This window comes from Segetibacter sp. 3557_3, from assembly GCF_004354985.1.
Classification (GTDB): domain Bacteria; phylum Bacteroidota; class Bacteroidia; order Chitinophagales; family Chitinophagaceae; genus Segetibacter.
Window position 1 is genome coordinate 228,907 of record NZ_SMSK01000008.1, and the last position, 21,169, is coordinate 250,075.

Genomic DNA, 21,169 nt, shown 5'->3' on the forward strand with positions numbered 1-21,169 from the left:
ACCCTTAGCAATACCCACCCTGTTTCCCTAACTGAATAAGTACTCAAGGTCTTCTCTCGTCAGGTTCTTAACAAACCCACTGTCATCGGTAATAAGGTCGGCTGCGAGCGCACGTTTTTTATCCTGCAGTTTTAATATTTTGTCTTCAACGGTGTCTTTACAAATCATCCGGTAAGCGAAGATGTTTTTTGTTTGGCCAATACGGTGTGTACGGTCGATCGCCTGTTGTTCAACAGCAGGGTTCCACCATGGGTCGACGATGTAAACGTAGTCTGCTGCAGTAAGGTTTAAACCAACACCACCAGCCTTAAGCGAGATAAGGAATACCCTGCAGCTATCGTCGTTTTGAAAACTTTGGATCGCCTTCTCACGGTCCGGGGCCGTAGTGCTACCATCAAAGTATTCGTATTTGATCCCCATTTCTTCCAAACGCTCGCGAATGAGTGCAAGCATTCCAAGAAACTGTGAGAACACGAGTGCTTTATGGTTACTGATGTTTTCGGTGATTTCCCTTACCAGTTCATCCAGCTTGATGGATACATTTGGAAACTTCTCCTGTTCCTTCATGATGGCGGGGCTATCGCAAATCTGGCGCAGCTTCATAAGGCCCTGCAAGATGGTAAGCTGCGATTTTGAAATACCCTGCTGTTCTACAACACCCAGGATCTTGTCGCGGAAGTCGTTGCGGTAAGCATCGTAGATTTTTCGCTGCTCGTCGCCCATTTCGCAGAACAGGATCATTTCGGTTTTATCCGGCAGGTCTTTGGCAACCTGTTCCTTTGTTCTGCGTAGTATAAACGGGTATAGCAATTTTCTAAGGTGTTCTTTCTGCTCCTGTTCGCCAAACTTGTCGATCGGAACAGCAAACTCCTGTTTAAAAAACTCCATGCTGCCCAGCATGCCCGGGTTTAGAAAATTCATCTGGGCAAATACGTCGAAAGTATTGTTCTGTAACGGAGTACCACTGAGGCACAACCTGTTTTTTGCGCGCAAAAGACTTGCTGCCTTGGTTACCTTACTTGACGGATTTTTTATCGCCTGGCTTTCATCGAGGATGATGTAGTCAAATTCGACATCTACAAATACTTTGATGTCGCTCCTCAGGGTGCCGTACGTGGTAATGATCACGTCTACAGCCGGATCTTTTACGGTATCGCGAGTACGTGCGCCGCCGTGGTGAATATAATAGGTGAGCGTGGGTGTAAATTTCTTGATCTCATTTTCCCAGTTGTACATCAGTGTGGTTGGACAAACAACCAGCGCTTTCAGGCTGTGGTTGGTATGCCGCAGGTGGTGTAAAAATGAGAGCGCCTGTATGGTTTTACCAAGACCCATGTCGTCGGCCAGGATACCGCCCCATTTAACCTCGCTAAGGTAGTTGAGCCAATGAAAACCAGACTCCTGGTATGGACGTAAAATGGGCTTAAGGTGTGCAGGAGCTTCAATAGGCTCAATCTTGCTGAATTCTTTGAGCTTATCGTAGCGTTCTTCAAGCTGGAAAAAAAGTTCCTCTTCATCACGGGCTTCGTAAAGTTCTTCGATGACACTGAAGTGGTAACGGCTTAGCTTCATTTTTTCAGCCTTGCCTTCTCCAACCCTAAACAGGAGTGCATATTTTTTGATCCATTCTTCTGGTAAGATACCGAGGGAGCCATCCTGCAATTGCACAAACTGTTGTTTGTTTGCAAGCGCTTTTTTTACGTCGGCAACCGTAATCTTTTGCTCACCAAAATGGATCTCCACCTTTGCATCGAACCAGTCGGTGTGACTACTGATGTAAATTTTGGTGGAGGGTTTAGATGTGTTAAAGCGAAAATTCTTCAGTGCTTCAAAGCCATGAACCGGGATCTCCATTTCCTTCATTGCATCAACGAAAAGGAAAAACCAGTTGTTCTTTAGTACATCACTTCCCTTTAGCACCAGGCTGTTTGAATCATCGGGGTGCATAAACTGGGAGTGCAGCTTTTCGATCTTGTCGATAAAAGCTTTCTCTTCCTCCTGGTTTCTTTGGATTACCAACAGCCTGTCCTGCTGGGGAATAATAATTTTTTCTTTATCGTTAGGCTTGATCTCGTAGCCGTTGTATATAAAAATGGGTTGAAAAAGGAGGTATTCGCCTTTTTCGCGCAACATGAGTTTTACGTCGGGTTTCAGGTCCTTTACTTCCTCGCGCTTAACGTTGTTGAACTGTACGTTGTATTCCGTTGCAAGCGGCAGTATGAACTTCTGCAGCTGCTGGGCCCACTCTTTTTCCTCTATTACGATTTTGCCGGTAGGCATAAACTTCTCTACCAGCAGAATATCTTTTGGGTTCTGCCAGAGGTGGTAAGTGTTATCGTACAGGAATAGGAGAGAGGTGTGGCTCGCATTATCACCCAGGGGCAATTCGGCGTGGTTTACTTTTACAAAACATTCTACCTCGTAGCGCCCATCTTTGTAAATGATGTTGATGTTAACCACCGCAGGGTCGGGCGACATGTGCACATCCTGCAGGTTGGCGGTATTAAAAGGCTTCCGTAACGGCAGGTAAAATGCAAAATGGGTGTTTGCCTCCGTGATGATCTTTTTATACTTGGGGTGCAGGTATTCAACAATCAGGTGCCGGGTCTCTTCGGGCAACTCATCGTTGTGTTGCTGAATGATGTTTTCCCAGATACCACTGAAAGGAGAGTTGCGGTTTAAGTAGCGGCTTACCTCTGTTGGTTGCAGTTTCCGGAGCTGCTGCACCATCATTTTGTCATCCTCGCTAAAGACGTCGGTATTGATGTATTTGCCCAGGTCGAGCCTTTCTATCTTACCCACATAAGCAGTTTGTTCGTCGTTGGTTTGACCCTGAACGGCTTCAACGGAAATAAATGGGTACTGTTCGTCGTTTTCGGTGAACACCAAACCCAATTGCATGGCTGCAGGTTTGGGCAGCTCTTCTTCTTCAGCAATAGTGGATGCTACGGGCACTTCGACAGGCTTCGGACGCAGCCCGTTCATGGTTGGTGCAATCCGCTTGATAGAAGTATCAAGAACCCTTAAAAATGGCTTGTTGTCTTTATAGGCAAACTCGAATTTCCCTTTTAAATCGTCGGTTAAAGAAAAGCCATAAGCTTCAAGCAATTTGTTTTTTTCTTTATCCCAGTTGCGAATACTATCAAAGTAGCTTACCCCGTATTTGCTGAGCAGGTATACAAACAATACCGTTTTATGAACACATAGCGGGTGTTTATCATCGCTGTTGCAATTGCAGCTGGTATCGAAATTCCGCTCTTCGTTTTTTTGTATCAGTACCTTGTACAACTCGTTGTCGTACGTTAGTTCAGCTTTAACCTTCTCGTCTTTAGCCTCAAGAATGGTGGGTTGATTGTTCCGGAGGTATTCTTCAGCATCGGTGTAGGACTGTTGTGCGGCCAATAGCCTGATCATTTTAAGATCAAGCTGTTTCATCTTCACCACCGTATGCTTTTGGTCGTAAACGACTTCTTTTTCGCCCAGCATGTTGCGGTCGAGCATTTCCTGGAGTTGGAATAGCGCACCAGCTTCGTGCCGGCATATTTCGCCCAGGTTATAAGGGCAGGAGCAGCGTATGGAGAGGTTATTGGCTTCTTTGAATTTGTTAATCTGCACCTTGTAGTAGGTGGAGTACATATCGTCCTTTACCCTGAAAACAACTGCTCCGAGAAGGTCGTCGTATTCAATGAGTTCAACATTGCCGGTCGAGTGAATTTTTTTCCCGCGTCGTATTACTTCGTCGGTTCCGTTATTGTATACGTGTTTAATCAGGTGTGGTAAAGCCATAAAATATTTACTGTTGAAATCGGGTACCGGACAAGTAATATTTCAGACTAAAACCGGCAAACGTTCAGAAAAGGTCAATTTGCAAAAGTAACGGAAAAGCGGCCAAATTGGAGGAGAAAAAAGGGCGGGAAATGAAGAGTTTGTTAAGCTTTGGAGGTTATTTACGTGCGCATATAAGACCGGAAAACAGTAAGGAGTAGTAAGGGACGTAATCCTGCCCTGGCTTATTGTTATAACATGGGTTGCAGCGGCTTTTCGCGAATAGACACTTGTTGGGCAATATAGCCCTAAAATCGCGTAGCTAAAAACAAGTGTAGAGAAGGACGGATAAGCACGTGTAAGAAATTGTTTAGTTAACCTCCAATCGTTTTTCACATTAAGTTGGTAGGAAATTGGACCCTTTTGTGAAGGGAGATGAACCCTGAACAACCGACGGTTGATGGTTATCTGCGGGCTAGAGCAGGCGAATAAACCGCTCAATTCCTTGCTTAATAAGGCCGTACAGTTGGTTTTCCTGCGGCTAACTTGCTCTTTTTTGTAACTGCGTTCCGTTGCTTTGACCTGGAGTCCGGCAAAGAACTTTAAAACCGGTACAGGACGGCTGTTTAACAACGCAGCCTGCGGGTAGAATATTTTTTAAATTGCTTGTTTGCCTTAGTTAGGCTGAGCACTTTTTATTGGCTGAATTGCTGCGCAAGGGATTGAAGCGGTTACCCCGCTGAAGGCCCGCCCGGATGCCCGCTCGACGGGGACTGCAGTTTGGGCCTTCGGCGGAGTAAGAGCGGAAAGCCCGACCCCTTGCGCAGCTTGGGGATGCGCCCAAAAAACATTACCCCATTTGGACGGCAACATCACTCATGTTATTCCGCGTGTGAATAATTAGCATTCTAATCCTGTGCAAAAGGACCAGGCCCGGGCAATGTTGTTACAATTGTTCGGTATAAATGCTGCTTAGCAAACCCGTAAGTATTGCATTTAGCAAAAAGTTTTGGTCGTTAGCGGGGCCATTTGTTTTGATGGTCCCGTCGAGATTGATGTCCTCCGGCGCGTATTGACGATTCTGAACCAGGCTCAGTGATCCGCCCAATTTGATGTTCTGGATACGGTCCTGGTCGTTTTGTGGGCCATTGTATTTTACGTTGTTGTTTCCGTTAGCATTACCCGCCCGCATTGCCCATACGCCAGCCATAGACACGGTTGAAGTATAGGGTTGATTTTGAAAGCACTTATCTGCCGCAGTTGTAAAGTCGTAACCGGCAGAGCCTGAAGTAAAATCAAGAGGAGTTGCGGAGCGAATGCCCAAATGGTTCCGGTGCCTTATGGAAACGTGGTATTCACCGGGCAGAAAGCCCTGGAAGGTAATGCCCGGCGTAACTCCATCGATATCTACAAGGGTTCCGTTTTGTGTTAAAAGCGCAGCTCTTCTGCCCAATACTAATGAAGGGCTTGAAGTGCTCCTCAGCTCTACCAGCACCCAGTCTACAATGCCAGGTCTCGCTTTAAAAACGTCGGGGGTAGCATGCTCTGTTCCGGAGTATTTCAATAGCATATCATTAAAAGGCTGTGATTTTGCGGAGTCGGCTAAGATGCCTAGTGTATTCAGCGAGTTGGTCATGTTACCGGTGAGCGCATTGAAATTGCCCTGGAGGAACACCTTGCCATTGAAGGTGATGGCATTAGCGGCATTATTGATCTTGTAAACATGAAGCTCCTGTGGTATCCACGTTGTTGAGAAAAGCTCCGGAATGCCATCCCCATCCACGTCACCACTTTCTAAAGTTGACACGGTTGCGTTGAAGTCTACCGGATAAGCCAACGAGTTGGTTGTTATGGACCCTGGTACCGAGGTGTTTCGCATAAGTGCAATTTTTGAATTGCAGCTAATCGCAAGATCTGGTTTACTGTCGCCATCGAAATCGTCGAAGGTGAATGACCAGGGCTCATAAGGCGTAAAAAATTCAACAGGCGGAGAAAAGGACGCCGTAGTAATGTTGCCCGGTGATGCAACATTATGGGAAATGAGGATTCTGCCACTGATCTGGCCATCGGGGGACAGCCTGGAATCTGTTATACAAACAAAATCCATCTTACCATCCTGGTCGACATCAGCAATATCAAAACTCTTTACTCTGGTAAGGTTCAGATTGACCGGTGGCTGGAAAGATGTAGCGTTTATCACCCCCCGGACGGAGTTGTTCCTGAACACATTTACGACCCCCGTATGAGTGATAATGTCGGGTTTGCCGTCGCCATCAACATCGGTGACTTTCGTGACCGCTCTCCATAACTCATTCAAAGGCAAACCGGAGAAAATGATCTGTTCGTAAAAAGAACCCGGGTCTATTAAGCCCTTAATTGTACGGTTGCTGAATACCGACAGGGTTGTTCTTGTTAGAGCCACAATGTCGGGTCTGCCATCTCCATCCAGGTCTGAAACGGCGAGTGCCTCCACCTTGCCGTTAACCGGATATTCAATTTTTGCAGCAAATGAAGCCGGGGTTATTCCGCCCGGGGTAGAGGTATTTCTAAATACCGCAATTCTTGCGTCATTGTGGTTTCCAACGATAATGTCCAGCTTACCATCGCCGTCGACATCGGCAAGGAATAAGTTCTGGTAGTTAACATTGTAATTTACCGGGAAGTTCACAGCAGGTTCAAAAGCGGACGCACCCAGTGTAGTACTACCCGCAGTAGTGATGTTGCGAAGTATTCTTACCGCACCTGAGCCAAGGGTTACAACTTCTGCTTTGCCGTCGCCGTCGAGGTCGCCAATTGCAACCGACCGGTCTGACCCGGTTAGCAGATCTGATTTAGGTTGGAAGAAATTCGCCGGTAAACCGGTGGTGAAAGGGTTGTTGAATGTTGGCACAAAAAACCGGGTAGAACTGCCGCTTAGCCCATTATCGTGGTTGAGAACAGTAATGGGTTTATGGATGCTTCCGGTTGGTACGGACACTGTTAAACTTGTTGGCGAGGCGTTACTTACGTGTGCTCTAACAGCCCCGAAATACACAACGTTCCCCGAGGTTGCTTGGTTGAAGTTTGTGCCGGATACTTCAATGCTTGTACCCTTCGGAGCTGCGATCGGAGAAACCGAGGTGATCACAGGGGCCTCGGCGAGGATACCGGGGGCAAGTTCAAATATTTTATACGCCGTATCGCTATCTGCATGGCCATCATTCACCACAAAGCTCATGGTAAGCTGACGGGCGGCGGGACTTATCGTAATAGATTGGTGGTAAACTGATCTTAAGGCATTTTGCCATTGGACCAGGGTGGCCGTGGCCCCGTTTGAAACGAGTGAAAGCACACCCGATCCACTGTTATAAGTTGATGTAATATTTCCGTGCAAATTGGTACCGCCATAGGCAAATCCCAACTGGTCGGATTCGGCTGAAAAGTTTTTACTGATAGCGATTGTTGCCGAAGCAAGCGTGGTATTGTTGACATCAGCAATCGAAACCAGGGTATCAACAAGGTTTGTGGCTGCTGAATTTGTGATACCTGCGGAAGTCGTGAGTATGGGTTTTTCATTTTGTGGTTCAGGCAGCGGAACGCTCCAAAAGCCCCGGCCATAAGTACCAACAACCAATTGCTTATGGTAGCGATCGAGTTGAATTTCATTAATCCCCACGTATGGGAGACCTGTTCCATAAACCGACCAGCTATTATCACTCAAGGCCTTGTATGCAATCCCGTTATCTGATGATACGTACATTGTTTTTGCAGGCGACTCAAAATCGATTACGATTGAATTGTACGTTCCGTAAGGAAGATTATAGCTGATATCCTGCCAGCTTACTCCCCCGTTATCCGAAAAGAACACTTTACCATTATATGGATGTCCATTGGTTACCCACATTTTGTCGAAGTCTGTAGGATCAACCACTACGGATGCGAACCGCCACATGAGTTCCTGGTTCAGCCCGGTTGCCGCCACCCATGAGTTTCCGCCGTTGGTGGTTCTTAGAAAACGGTAGCCATCGGATACAATGATTTTTGATGAGTCAACAACAGTTAAGATTTTAGGGATAATAGATGGATAGTTGTTTGGCAGGCGTCGCCAGGTCGTGCCTTTATTCATCGACTTCCAAATGCCATTGGCATACCCCAGGTATACGCTTGCCGGCTGAGTTGGAGAGGTTCGAAACGACGTATCCAGCGCGATCGGGGTAACCCAATCACCCGTTGGGCGGCCGCCGGGAATGTTGTTAGAAATATACTCGTAATTATTATTCGCCTGGTCTGATCTCACGAAAACCCCGTTCTGGTACGAAGTATAGCAGGTATTGCTGTTTACCGGGTCAATCTGACTATCCATTCCATCGCCGCCCAGTTGATCAAACCAGTTTCCATTATCCTGAAGAATCTTTGTGCCATTATCCTGGGTACCGATGATGTGGTAAGGATTTGTAGCATTTGCATGTGGCGTACTTACCCGGTAGATTTCGCTTGTAACCAGTCCATTGCTGATGTTCGTCCAGGTAGTTCCGTTATTTAAACTCCGGTAGATCCCGCCATCATTACATTCATACAGCTTTGTGAGGTCGAATGGGTTGTACTTCAGGAAGTGTTTATCAGCATGGGTTACCGATGCCCCAACGTTCATATTGTACCAGGTAGTAAGTATCTGCCAGGTCAAGCCTCCATCGTTACTGCGGTAGTTATTGATGGAACCACAAAAGTGTTGGTTTGGGTTGAGTGGATTGATTTCATACGTAAATCCCCACCAGGCTTGTCCGTTCATACTAAATGATGGATAATCGGGACTGAATAAATTACCCGATGGCGTAGCGGTATAAGTTTTAGCGAATGTGGAACCCCCATCGGTTGACTTGTAAATGCCCTCCAGTGCCGCCCCGTTTGATACACAAACCATTACCAGGTTGGGGGCGGTTGGGCATACAGCCACACGAGCGGACCCAACAGCAATTTGCGCCGTAGCCGTCCACGTAAGGCCCCCATCAATACTGCGTACGAAATAGAGGGGGTCCCACCCTAATGTACCATACAGCACCTTCCCGTTTGACCCGGGCCGGACCATTAGGTTGGTTATTCCACCGTTTACATTTGGGCCAATCGGACCTGACCTGAGGTATGTTCTTCCACCATCTTCACTTCGGTGCAGATGATTGTTTTCCACCAGAAACCATTGGTTCGGTTTGTCGGGGTTTTGGTAGAGGTCTTGAAAGCCAGACACCCATGGCGAGTCGATGATGTGCCAGGTAGCACCGCCGTCCAGTGACTCATATATCTCGCGGCCCGTATTCTTGATGAAAACCAGCCTATCGGGATTTTGCTGGTCCACAATGAGTTTCACGATATACATGGCCGGAAGAAAATCGGTCAGTGAGACGTAATTCAATCCTCCGTTGGTGGTTTTCCATACGTGACCTCCATTGGAAACTGCATAGAAAATATTTGGATTCGTTGGGTGAAATGCAATTTGTCTCATGTGCCCTAGTCCCCCATAGCCACCCGGGTGAGAGGTTGGCCCCTTTGAAGTAAAAGCAGGGCTATTTGCCATACCCCTTGCTGCGCCATTACTGGTTTGTTCAAAAGCCTTCCATTCCTTAAACGCTCTTTGCTCGTCGGGATAGTTTCCGTTTTGATCAACGCGTTGTTCCCAAAACCATTTGTAGCGCCTGAAGATTTTTTCTCCACCTTTTCCTTCGCCATCTTCCTTGCCTTCAGGGCCGGATTTGCGAACGGTGAGGTTATCGGCGGCGACCCTTGCCTGTTCTTTTTCAAATGCCTGCACCACCTCACGAAAAGTAAATCGACGGTGATCTTTCATCATTTCTGTCCAGTGTTGAGCAAAAGTGGGTTTGAGAAAAACCGTGAGAAAAAACACTAAGAGTAAAGGGTTGCGTTTCATATGGTACATTTTACATGTTTGCTGAGCGGTAAAGGGTTACGGTTCCGGGAGTTCTTCAATAATATCCCGGCAATGCAGGCTCTTAGGCCTGGCTGAGAGGACACGCAAATGGATTAATGGCGGGTACGGTGCATGGGGGCAGCATACGGGTAACCGCAGGACAGAAGAATTGCAATGATGATTTCTCTGGGGAGAGCAGTTCTGAAAGATATTGGATAAAAGCGGCGGGAGTGTTATGACCTTTATAGGTAACCTTGCTGATGTGGAAATTCCTGTCGCAAACAGGGTTAGCCTACCATGTTTGTCTTGCCGGGTTTAAATATACCTAAATAAAGGTATGTTCCTATGGTGTTGAGCTGGTATTTAAAAGATTGTTTGGGAGGATACTTGCGGATTGCGGATTTGAACCGCAGAGAAGGGGAGAAGGAGAGGATACGCAGAGGTGGTTGGTTGAAGTTGATTCGGATTTGCGGATTAGCGTATTACGGATTAGCGGATGGCGAATGATTTGAAAAGCAAGGGGATTCGCGGGGGTTTCGGACTTACCGAAATAAAAAATCCCGCGGTTAGGCGGGATCAATCTTTTGTGTTTCGGTTGCCATTGGTTTTCAGCGGCAAAGGCAACACGTGGTTTTGGATAGTTGGATATGGTTTTTCAGAAAGGCTATAGGATAATTGGATAGGACAAAACTACGGTGCGTTATAGTATGTATATAAGCGTTGAAGTTTTTGGAATGACCGGATGGGACGGGAGTTGGGTGTATTGACGTATTAGGTATTTGCGGAGTGAATTAGGTATTGAGGTATTGGGGTATTAAGGATGAGCGGATTGGTGGATTGCGATTGAGTTAGGTATTGAGGTATTAAGGGAGAGCGGACTGGTGGATTTGCAGATTGAACCGCAGAGAAGGGGGAGAAGGAGGATGCGCGGAGGTGGTTGTTTGAAGCTGACTCGGATTTGCGGATGGCGAATTGCGAATTTCAAATGATTTCAAAAAGCTGAAGGGAACTAATGTTTTGGGGCTTACCCTAAATAAAAATATCCCGCGGTTAGGCGGGATCAATCTTTTGTGTTTCGGTTGCTATTGGTTTTCAGCGGCAAAGGCAACACGTGGTTTTGGATAGTTGGATATGGTCTTTCAGAAAGGCTAAAGGATAATTGGATGGGACAAAACTACGGTGCGTTATAGTATGTATATAAGCGTTGAAGTTTTTGCAATGACCGGATGGGACGGGAGTTGGGTGGTATTGCCATATGACGTATTTGCGGAACGGAGAGAGGTATTGAGGTATTGGGTATTGAGGGAGCGGATTGCGGATTGCGGATTGGCGGATTGCGGATTTGAACTGCAGAGAAGGGAGAGGGAGAGGTTGCTCCGAGGTGGTTGTTTAACAGGTGAGGGGAGGTATCAGGTAGGGCTTTGCGGATGGTAGAAGTTGGATCATGGAGAAGTGCAGATCAGCGAAGGCCCGGAGGTATCAGTGGTTTTCCGGAACGAGCTGTTAATAAAGATAAACATTCAGGAACATCAGATACCCTTGTCAACAGTATTCAACCAATTCCAAAGTTATAACCCCGGCTCCTTACGTTTCACCAGCAGGTACCAATCGGCTTCGAGTGGCAAATAGCCGTATTCATAACAGAAATAATACGTGTTGCCTTTTTTATTGGTATAGGTATGGGTGATGTATTTAAATATGAAACCCTTTTCAAATAATTTGTTGCGTGTTGTCTTTACCATCTCCTCTGATCCTGGCAGGAGTTCTTCCAATATCCGACGATTTTTTCGAAGAATGTTATTCAGGTTGCGGACATAAGCGTTTGAGTCGCTGTTCAACTTGTTATTGTAGCTGTTCCGGCAGAAGTCGTCACAAAACTTCTTATCTGTTCTACCCTTTAAGGTTTTGCCACATTCCCGGCAAAGCTTTGGTTCCTCCTGCATACACGGTTATTTATGCGTTTCCACGTCAATGTACACAATCTATTAACCATTTACAAACGCCTACAAACACCTAGATACGGGATTAAATGGTTAAAAACCGTCTTTGCCTTCTCGCCCATCGCAGCTTTGCATAGGGTTGACAAACAAATACGTAAATCATTCAAAATCTACCATTATGAACACGATGAGGAACAAAGTACAACTGATCGGACACCTGGGTGCAAGACCTGAAATCAAAATCATTGAAGGCGGGAAAAAGCTTGCAAAAATCAACCTCGCCACTAACGAAACCTATAGTAACGCAAAGGGCGAAAAAGTGGAGGAAACCCAGTGGCACAGCATAATCGCCTGGGGTAAAACCGCAGAAATCGCGGAAAAGTATTTCAATAAAGGTCAACAGGTGATTATCGAAGGCAAACTGGTGAACCGGAATTACGAGGATAAAGAAGGCAATAAAAAGTATGTAACCGAAATCCATGCATATGATCTGATGGTGTTGTCGAAAAAATAGTATCCTTTTTCAGGCAAAGCATTATAGCCGTCTGGTATTCTGAGGGCCGCTACGGAGAGGCGGCCCTTATTCCCAAAACCGGCTTTGGGCGGCGAGTTCCCTTCTTTCCTGGCTGTCGATCGGCGCCAAAAAGTATGTAACGGAAATCCATGCATATGATCTGATGGTGATGTTGAAAAGCTAGAATTAGTTTTCGTCAAAGCATTACAGGCGTCTGGTGTTCTGAAGGGCTGCTGGGCAGAGAGGATCCTTATTCCCAAAACTTGGTTAGTGCGGCGGGTGCCTTCTTTCCGGGCTGTCGATCGGGGCTCACTGATGTGGGCGCATTTTAGTTAATGGAGTTACTGTTCCAAAACCCTTTTTGTGGCTGGTTTGCCGCCACCCTGCCGTTTACTTTTAAGGCGGTAAATATGGAACCTGCCGTAACTCCTTCCTGCGAGATGTCCAACCTCCGGCAATGACGGAAACACTCCATATGCAGCATACATTGCATCTGGACCAGCGAGGATAAGAATAGTGAGCTTTACATCTTGAGACACGATAGTTGTGCTATGATGGTTGACCGCGAGAAGAGGAGCGTTAAACGGGGATCATCATGGTTTTACGGTTCAACCCGTGGTCCTATCTTTGCCAGCTTATGAATAACAAACCCACCCTTTTTACCGCGCTTACGCCTGCACTTTTGCACCTGTATGATCTTAAAGACTCAATCGTCGTGATCATCGATGTTTTTAGGGCGACATCGACCATCTGTACCGCGTTGTACAATGGAGCAGCTAAGGTAATACCAGTTGCAGGTGTTGAAAACTGCATCGCAATGGGTAAGCAGATCGTGGGCAGCATTACGGCAGGTGAAAGAGATGGTAAGGTGATCGAAGGCTTGCAATATGGTAATTCACCGGCGGAATACCCGCGAAGCTTCATTCAAGGAAAAACACTTGTGCTAACTACTACTAATGGAACCAAGCTGTTGCATATGGCACTGGAAAGCGGTTGCTCAGAGGTGATTACAGGATCTTTCCCAAACCTTTCTGCTGTTTGCGCCCATTTGTTGAAGGAGAACAAAAATGTTGTACTGGGCTGTTCAGGCTGGAAAGATCGTTTTAACCTCGAAGACACTTTATTCGCAGGAGCAGTCATCCGCGAAGTAAAAGAACACTTTACCATTCATTGCGATAGCAGCCTTATGGCAGAAAGCATGTACGATCGGCATAAAGATGACATGTTCGAATTTATTCAAAAAACAACCCACTGGCACCGGCTTTCTGCATACGGACTCGAAAAGGATCTTCAGTATTGTGTGACTCCCGACATCGCCAACGTTGTGCCCATTTATCGCGACGGTGAACTCCTTGCTTTGTAATTTCGAAATTCAAAGCAGAACTTTGCATAGCACGCAACACACGGGAAACTGGCACTGGTTAAAGGAGCAATAAGGTTATAGCGTACAAGTGAGTGACACTCGACCGAACTGGTTCATCCGGGCGGACAACCGGAGCCCAATATTGTTCCCTGGCTGGCTAGCAAAAAAAACCAGAAGGTAGCACTGGACTCTTGTTCGATCCAGGAAAGAATGCATGGATAGATAAGTAGATAACAGTGAATAGCCATCAGTTTCGGACAGCGCACCAATGATTTCGCAGCTACCGGGACGCTTAAACAGATTGCCTGGGCATTGGACCAAAAAACGGAACCACATTGGCATGTATTTAAACAGAATGTACGTTTACCAGGTTGAAGCTGCGCTTCTTTGCCAGGTCAAGATTCTAAGTACAATGAACAAGTTTTCTAACCACCTTGCAGTAAAAATGAGGTAATATAGTAGCGATTGGCAAATGAAATTAACTGCAGAACAAGAAGCAATCGTTAACTCCACCGGCAACATTAAGATCAATGCTGTTGCGGGATCAGGCAAAACAACAACGATTATTCAATACGCCAAATCTCGTCCGGCAAGCGCCCGCATATTGTATCTCGCGTTTAATAAATCGGTGAAACTAGAGGCTGCCAAAAAATTTGCCGAGCTGGGAATGACTAATGTGCATGTTGAAACGGCTCATTCAATAGCATTCAGGTATGTTGTCGCCCGCAGCAACTACAAGGTGAGGGCGCATGGTTATCGAACCCATGAAATTGCGGGTCTGCTTGGCCTTGAAGGAACCGGTGAAAAACATGCTGAGTACATCGCTGCTAATCACATCAGTAAGTTTATTACATACTTCTGCAACAGCGATAAACAACGCGTAAGCGAGTTGAATTACCTTGATGTCGTATCAGATGCCAAAGCACGCATCTTTGTATCTGCTTTCTATAGTTATATTGAACGACAGGCGCGGATACTGTTGGCTAAAATGGAAAAACAGGAAATTGAGATCACACACGATTTTTACCTGAAGAAATTTCAACTTCAAAACCCCGCCCTACCGTACGAATACATTCTCTTTGATGAAGGCCAGGATGCCTCTTCTGCAATGCTGGACATCTTTCTAAAACAGGACGCCACAAAAGTTATTGTAGGCGATACGCATCAACAAATTTATGGCTGGCGGTACGCCGTTAACTCACTTGAAAAAGTTGACTTCAAAACCTATAACCTAACAACGAGTTTCCGCTTCAGGCAGGATATCGCAGATCTGGCTGCTTCGGTTCTCAATTGGAAATCGCACCTCGAAGACTACAGACCGATTCCAATTACGGGTAGTGGCAATAGCAGTTCTGCACAAACTAAAGCGGTTCTGGGGAGAACCAACCTGGGCGTCCTGCTTAAGGCCATCCAATACACAACCGAACGGAAGGACCTTAAACACCTTTACTTCGAAGGAAACATAAGTTCCTACACCTATGCCGATGAAGGGGCATCGCTCTACGACGTGCTAAACCTGCACACCGGCTCACGAAACCTTATCAGAGATGAGCTCATTAAAGCAATGGGCAACATGGATGAACTTGAAGAATACATCGAAAAAACCGAAGATGTTCAGCTGGGAATGATGGTGGAGATCGTAAAAGAGTATGTTAAAGAAATACCGCAAATCATCAGGAACATAAAAGAGAAACATGTGCCAAACGATGAGAAGGAAAAAGCTGAGATGATCTTCACCACCGTGCATCGGTGTAAGGGAATGGAGTATGATGCGGTGCAACTCGTAAGTGATTTCATCACCGAAGAGCGGCTGGAAAAAGCAGTAAACGAAAACAAAGAAGAAAATAACAAAGCCCGTCTGCGGGAAGAAGTGAACTTGTTATATGTTGCCATTACCCGAACCCGGAAAATACTACATATTCCGGAAGCACTTTTGCCGGACAACTACGTTTCAGCCTCTCCTGATATCCATGTGTTGAAGAAACCTGAACCAGAGCGGAAAAAATCGAATGTGACTTATGAGTACGATAGCTATGACAAGAATAGTTATTATACAAAGAGAGAATTGGGAACACCTAAGTTTAAGGTTATCAAAGGAAATAAAACGGGAACTCCGAAGGGCAAAGAAAATAGTGCCGGACAGCCCTGGACAGCAGCGGATGATGCAGAACTAACGAATATGTACCTGTCGGGAGAAAGTATATTCAGCATTGCAAAATGGCTAAGCCGTACCCATGGTTCAATCAATGCAAGAATCAAAAAATTACGCTTAAAAGACCAGGCTGAAGATTAAGGAACCTGCCTTTCTTTTTTTGTATTTGAGGCGCACGTTTTCGACCCCTTTTTGTACCATGCCCAGCTTTCGGGCGGCTTTTTTACTCAGGTCTATAATGCGACCACCTGCAAATGGTCCGCGATCATTGATGCGAACCTTTACTGTTCTGCCATTTGAAAGATTCTTGACCTTAACCCTCGTTCCAAAAGGAAGGGTTTGATGTGCAGCCGTTCTCTTGCGCTGGCGGAAAATCTCACCGTTTGCGGTTTTCCTGCCAACGAACTTGTCGGCATAATACGAAGCCCGTCCCGTTTGTACCACTGATCTTCCACATGACGATACCAGTATCAACAAGAATAATAGAGCAAATATGTGCAGTGATTGGTTAGCAGCTACCCGCATGATTGTATAAGTATTTAGAAAAGAAGAGCCCGGGTTTGTTCCCCCGGGGCTTGGTTACCAAAGTAACTCCTTCCACTTGTCGGATTCTGCATATTGTTTAATTACCCGGTTCCTGGTTTTGAGGAGGTTGCGCATATATCTACGGAGAAAGAGAACATTAGCGATTTGTCCGAGTACACCATACGGCGTTGTAAATGTAAAAACGTCCTTCATCAGCGTGCCGGAAGGTGTTTTGGAGAAAAAGTGCCCATGGCAAGCGGATACGAAGTCACCCTCGACCATCCGGTCTTCGAAGTAATCATAAGGATCAAATGCCGTTATCTTGCTGGTAAATGTCCGCAGCTTAAAAAGGTGCTTCGCCTGCCAGGTAACGGTTTCATTGAGCCAAATTAAACCCGTGGTAATTCCGCCAATGGCTTTTTCTGATGTATGGCGCATACTACGCTGGTGAAGGTCGATGTTGCGCGATAAGTCGAATACAACACTCATTGGAGCATTAATATGGGTAGATAACCTGATGGTTGGCATAAGGGTTCACCATGATCTTTAGAACGGAAAAGTAAAAAGCCAGTGGCTAAGCAAATGGAAATTTGGCTACCCTCGCTTGCACCTGCTTATCCCGGATTTTTATATAGATCAAAGCGTCTATAGGGGTATATTCTTTTGTTACATATCCGAGGCCAACTGCTTTCGACAGTGAAGGTGCCTGGGTTCCACTGGTCACCACACCAATCTTTTCGCCCGCAGCATTTACAATATCATAGCCATGACGCGGAATCCCTTTTTCCAGCATCTCAAAGCCAACCAGTTTACGGCTGACACCTTGTGCCTTCTGTTGCTCCAGAATATCGCGTGCGGTAAAATTTTTTGTAAACTTAGTGATCCATCCAAGACCGCCCTCTAGCGGGCTGGTAGTATCGTCGATATCCATGCCGTATAAGCAATAACCCATTTCAAGCCGAAGGGTATCACGCGCACCAAGACCGATCGGCTTCAATCCTTGTGGTGTACCCGTTTCGAATATGGCGTTCCAGATTTTTTCAGCATCCCCGTTTTTATCTTCAAAGTAAATTTCAACTCCGCCACTTCCGGTATACCCGGTTGCACTTACCAATACATTTTCAACCCCTGCAAACCTGCCTTTGACAAACGTATAATATTTAAGATTCATGATGTCCATGTCGGTCAGCGGCTGCAAAATCCGGGTTGCATTAGGCCCCTGGATTGCCAAAAGACATGTCTTTTCACTGATGTTATGCATTTCAACTTTGTCGTGGTTAAAACTGCTGATCCAGTTCCAGTCTTTGTCGATATTGCTTGCATTAACCACAAGCATATACACTTTGTTTTCTTCCACACAGTACACGATAAGGTCATCTACAATACCGCCCTGTTCATTAGTGAGTGCACTGTATTGCGCCTTTCCCGAGGTTAACTTAGACGCATCGTTTGTTGTTACTCTTTGAATAAGGTCAACGGCCTTATCGCCCTTCAAAATAAATTCACCCATATGGCTCACGTCAAAAACGCCGGCATTGTTGCGCACCGTGGCGTGTTCATCGTTAATTCCACTGTAGCTAATGGGCATATAGTGTCCGGCAAACTCCGCCATCTTAGCGCCGGCAGCAATATGTTTATCCGTAAACGGAGTATTCTTCATAGTAACGATGTTTGGGCAAAAATAGGAGAAAGAATTAGCAAGCATGGTTGCTTTCATGAAATCATTGTTCAGGGTGTAAACACATGATCATTGCTGGTGTCCAGGCGCCTGATACAATTAACCGTGCAGCAAAACGCCGATTGTTTAAATGGGAAGAGCAGGTTGCTAGGTAACTGAAGACCGAGCTAAACCTGGGTTTTATCTTTTGGTGACCGGCAGTAAAGCACTGATGAAGCTTTGCTTGCGACGCTCCGTTCAACGACCGTTCTTTGAGGATCAGATCCGGTGCTGTCATGAAGTTAACTGCCCGGAACAGCGGCTTAAGCAACTTGTTTGTTGTTAATGATTGGGTCAGCGAAGATGTTTGACCCGGCCTAAGTAAACTTGTATTTCGGCGTATGGTGGTATAGATTTTACACATACCAAATTGGATCATGGACATTAGTTTTATAACTTAGATACAAAATCACATATGAAACACGACTTCCCGATGGAGTTTACGCTCGAAAGCGGTACCCACGTTAAAGTAACGCAAACTGATCCGGGCACCTATGCATTTTCGTTATTGAACACCGATAAAGTTGCCGACAACTTTGTATACGTAGAAGACGACCGGTCGCGTGACGAGATCGAGGAAGGCCTGGATTTTGACCAATTAAATGCTCTTCGCACATTTTGGTTAAAAACCACAGAAGTGATCTAATCGTCGGAAATCTGTCATCTCTTTACGGCTTTGAAGCCGGCCATCCGTAGTATTTAACTACGGATTTTTTTGTCTATAACAGTGCCAATTCGAAGTGCATTCATCAATTTGATGGTGTTTGTCTACCACCTAAATCATACGCTCTATCCACACTCAAATCTTAACTGATAACTCCTTGTTCCTTCTACGCCTTTAATTCAACCCTTCCCCCGATGTAAAAATTGTTCCGCGCTATTCCCCGGATTTCATCCTAGGCTATTGAAGTGCAACCCCTTCAGGGTTGGGTGTGATTAATTCATAACTCGAACACATTAGCATGCAGGTTTAGCATTCAATATAACACGACGACTCATAATGCTCGAATCTTAACTGATACCACCTCGTTCCATCTACGCTTTTTTAATTCAACCCCTACCCAATTGTAAAAAATGTTTTTGCTATTCCCCGGATTTCATCCGGGGCTATTCAAATTCAACCCCTTCAGGGTTGGGTGTGATTGGTTCATAAACAGAATACATTGGCATTCGACATTTCTCATTTAAGGTTTTGCGTTCAACAGCAATCTAATCGCAGCTCATATCACATTTCTCTTCGGAGGCCCCATACAACATTCAACATACAACATTCAACATAAACTAACGCTCTTGCATTTCTCAGCCCTTTTTGTATTTTACTATACACCACAAACCCTCGTGTATGCTTCCTGCCAACAGACACCTCCTTCCTGTTATCGGCATCGACATACACATTGTTTTGATCGGGGGTGTACCTGTCCCGGTTCCCTATCCCTTTATCGGGCTGGTGCTGGATATATCGGACTACATTCCTTTTATCGGTTCCACCATCAACGTCAATGGCCTGCCCAGGGGTAACTCCTCGGTTAGTGGTATGCTTGCACTTCGTGCGCATATACCCATGGGTGGACCCTTTGCAATGCCCTTTTTGATCGGACATGATTCGGTAAACTTCTTTGGCAGCCTGACGGTAAAGGCGCAGGATGCCCTCTTTAGTGCAGCGGGCTATATGGTGATGAGTTGCAGCGATATTGGTCTGCCCCTTACGGTATCTCCAGGCAAGAAGCTATGGAACCTTGTGCCCCACTTGTACCTGCCCACTTCTACGGTCATTCCCATTCCTGCAGGTAATCCCGTAATGGTAGGCGGACCCTATGTGCCCGACTTTGAAAGTATGCAGCGAACGCTTGCCATGTCCTTTGGCTTTGGTGCACTGCTTAAAGGTGCAGGCAGGGCACTAAACAAGATCAGCCGGAGGTTCAACTGCACAAGGGGACTTGCCGATCACCTGTGCAAAACGGGCTTTGAACCCGTTGACCTGGTTACCGGAAGGGTGATCTATGAGGGTAGCGACTTTGAACTTGCAGGTCCCCTGCCGGTCAGTTGGCAAAGAAGCTGGTACTCCGACTCGGGCTATGAAGGACCAATGGGCCATGGTACCCACTGCTGCTACGACCTGTCGCTGGTTGCAGACGAAGTTGAACAACAGGTCGCAGTGGTACTCCCAGATGGCAGAGAAACGGCTTTCCCGCTGATCCCCGATGGACAAAGCACTTACAACCGCCCTGAAAAACTTACCCTCACCCGCCGGGGAAAGACTTACGAGCTGACGGACCATAAGGCACAGCGGACCTGGGTATTTGAACCTGTAACCCCAGATCTCTATAAGCCAACAAGGCTCTTTGACAGGGCAGGCTTTAGCATCGCTTTCTTCTATAATGCCCAAGGCACTTTGGAAAAGATGGTAGACCCTGTAGGCAGAGATATCCTGATCAGCCTTGATCAAGAGCAGCGGATCACCGAGATTGTTGCGGTATACCGTGGTGAAACAAGAAAGCTGGTCCGGTATGATTATAACGACGATGGGGACCTGTGTGCCATTACCGATGCACTGGGTAAAACCACCCATATTGTCTATCGTAACCACCTGATGGTAAAAAAGACCGACCGTAATGGCCAGGCATTCTACTGGGAATACGACGCCCTTTCAACAGGTGCCCGGTGTGTGCACACCTGGGGAGATGGGGGACTGCTGGAAGGCTGGATATCCTACCACCAGGATCATAACAGGGTCACCAACTCTCTTGGCGAAACATCGGTCTACGCCTATAACGAACTAAACCTCTGTACAAGCCTCACCGATCCCCTTGGCGGAACAACCCAGTATGTTTATACCCCCGATATGGAGCTCTACCGCGAGGTGGACCCCGAAGACAACATCACCGGCTATACCTATGATGACAGGGGTAACATGGCAACAATGGAAGGGGCCGATGGGTCCACCACCACCTGGCTGTACAATAGGGATGACCAGCTGCAGCTGAAAATGGATGCAGAGGATCAGGTAACCGTATACACCTATAACAAACAGGGGCTACTATCCTCGGTTACCTCACCGGACAAAAGCGTGACCTCCTTTAAGTACAACCCCAATAACCTGGTTGCAGCAATCAGCAACGAAAAGGACCAGCAAACCCTGTTTGAATACGATCCCGATTATAACCTCACTGCGGTGGTGCAGCCCGGGGGTGCACGTGCCCGATACGGGTACGACAACTGGGGACGGTGTACCCAGGTAATCAATCCTGCAGGCAGCACTGAACGCTACTACTACGATCAGCTGGACAGGGTAGA

General features: G+C 46.4%; 10 protein-coding genes and 1 pseudogene. 5 read left to right on the forward strand and 6 right to left on the reverse strand.

What is annotated here, in order from left to right:
- Positions 1-27 precede the first annotated feature (27 nt).
- The 3 genes and pseudogenes from EXU57_RS14275 to EXU57_RS14285 form a co-directional block, all read right to left on the reverse strand.
- Complete coding sequence (locus EXU57_RS14275; protein WP_133268895.1) at positions 28-3,786, reverse strand: DEAD/DEAH box helicase; 3,759 nt, start codon at positions 3,784-3,786, stop codon at positions 28-30.
- A 1,744-nt stretch (positions 3,787-5,530) separates the two neighbouring features.
- A pseudogene (locus EXU57_RS14280) lies at positions 5,531-9,673 on the reverse strand (FG-GAP-like repeat-containing protein); the annotation flags it as partial.
- Positions 9,674-11,232: 1,559 nt separating this feature from the next.
- Entirely contained in the window at positions 11,233-11,607 is a 375-nt protein-coding gene (locus tag EXU57_RS14285; protein WP_133268897.1) for a hypothetical protein, read from the reverse strand.
- Between the two features lie 175 nt (positions 11,608-11,782).
- Between EXU57_RS14285 and EXU57_RS14290 the strand changes: the two genes are divergently transcribed.
- From EXU57_RS14290 to EXU57_RS14300, 3 genes are all read left to right on the forward strand, one after another.
- Positions 11,783-12,118, forward strand: a complete 336-nt coding sequence (locus tag EXU57_RS14290) for a single-stranded DNA-binding protein (protein WP_133268898.1) — start codon at positions 11,783-11,785, stop codon at positions 12,116-12,118.
- A 637-nt stretch (positions 12,119-12,755) separates the two neighbouring features.
- Positions 12,756-13,481, forward strand: coding sequence for a 2-phosphosulfolactate phosphatase (locus EXU57_RS14295; protein WP_133268899.1), 726 nt, complete (start codon positions 12,756-12,758; stop codon positions 13,479-13,481).
- Positions 13,482-13,953: 472 nt separating this feature from the next.
- Positions 13,954-15,774: a UvrD-helicase domain-containing protein gene (locus EXU57_RS14300; RefSeq protein WP_133268900.1), complete on the forward strand. Its 1,821-nt coding sequence runs from the start codon at positions 13,954-13,956 to the stop codon at positions 15,772-15,774.
- On the opposite strand, the gene EXU57_RS14305 is transcribed toward EXU57_RS14300, so the two are convergent.
- The 3 genes from EXU57_RS14305 to gcvT are packed head-to-tail and all read right to left on the reverse strand — an operon-like array spanning position 15,751 to position 17,818.
- Positions 15,751-16,158, reverse strand: a complete 408-nt coding sequence (locus tag EXU57_RS14305) for a septal ring lytic transglycosylase RlpA family protein (protein ID WP_133268901.1) — start codon at positions 16,156-16,158, stop codon at positions 15,751-15,753. The two genes, EXU57_RS14300 and EXU57_RS14305, sit on opposite strands and share 24 nt — an antisense overlap.
- Positions 16,159-16,212: 54 nt before the next feature.
- Positions 16,213-16,686 carry an SRPBCC family protein gene (locus EXU57_RS14310; protein WP_133268902.1) on the reverse strand — a complete coding sequence of 158 codons (474 nt, stop codon included), beginning with the start codon at positions 16,684-16,686 and terminating at the stop codon, positions 16,213-16,215.
- Between the two features lie 46 nt (positions 16,687-16,732).
- Complete coding sequence (gene gcvT / locus EXU57_RS14315) at positions 16,733-17,818, reverse strand: glycine cleavage system aminomethyltransferase GcvT (protein ID WP_133268903.1); 1,086 nt, start codon at positions 17,816-17,818, stop codon at positions 16,733-16,735.
- Positions 17,819-18,290: 472 nt separating this feature from the next.
- Between gcvT and EXU57_RS14320 the strand changes: the two genes are divergently transcribed.
- Positions 18,291-18,521, forward strand: a complete 231-nt coding sequence (locus tag EXU57_RS14320) for a hypothetical protein (RefSeq protein WP_133268904.1) — start codon at positions 18,291-18,293, stop codon at positions 18,519-18,521.
- Between the two features lie 696 nt (positions 18,522-19,217).
- On the forward strand, positions 19,218-21,169 hold a 1,952-nt coding region (locus tag EXU57_RS14325), incomplete at its 3' end, for a DUF6531 domain-containing protein (protein ID WP_243745599.1).

Bases quoted from the DNA above. Each gene is read 5' to 3' on its own strand.
- EXU57_RS14295 (WP_133268899.1), top strand. From the start codon at position 12,756: ATGAATAACAAACCCACCCTTTTTACCGCGCTTACGCCTGCACTTTTG.
- EXU57_RS14300 (WP_133268900.1), top strand. From the start codon at position 13,954: ATGAAATTAACTGCAGAACAAGAAGCAATCGTTAACTCCACCGGCAAC.
- EXU57_RS14320 (WP_133268904.1), top strand. From the start codon at position 18,291: ATGAAACACGACTTCCCGATGGAGTTTACGCTCGAAAGCGGTACCCAC.
- EXU57_RS14285 (WP_133268897.1), bottom strand. From the start codon at position 11,607: ATGCAGGAGGAACCAAAGCTTTGCCGGGAATGTGGCAAAACCTTAAAG.
- EXU57_RS14310 (WP_133268902.1), bottom strand. From the start codon at position 16,686: ATGCCAACCATCAGGTTATCTACCCATATTAATGCTCCAATGAGTGTT.
- EXU57_RS14290 (WP_133268898.1), top strand. From the start codon at position 11,783: ATGAACACGATGAGGAACAAAGTACAACTGATCGGACACCTGGGTGCA.
- EXU57_RS14275 (WP_133268895.1), bottom strand. From the start codon at position 3,786: ATGGCTTTACCACACCTGATTAAACACGTATACAATAACGGAACCGAC.
- gcvT (WP_133268903.1), bottom strand. From the start codon at position 17,818: ATGAAGAATACTCCGTTTACGGATAAACATATTGCTGCCGGCGCTAAG.
- EXU57_RS14305 (WP_133268901.1), bottom strand. From the start codon at position 16,158: ATGCGGGTAGCTGCTAACCAATCACTGCACATATTTGCTCTATTATTC.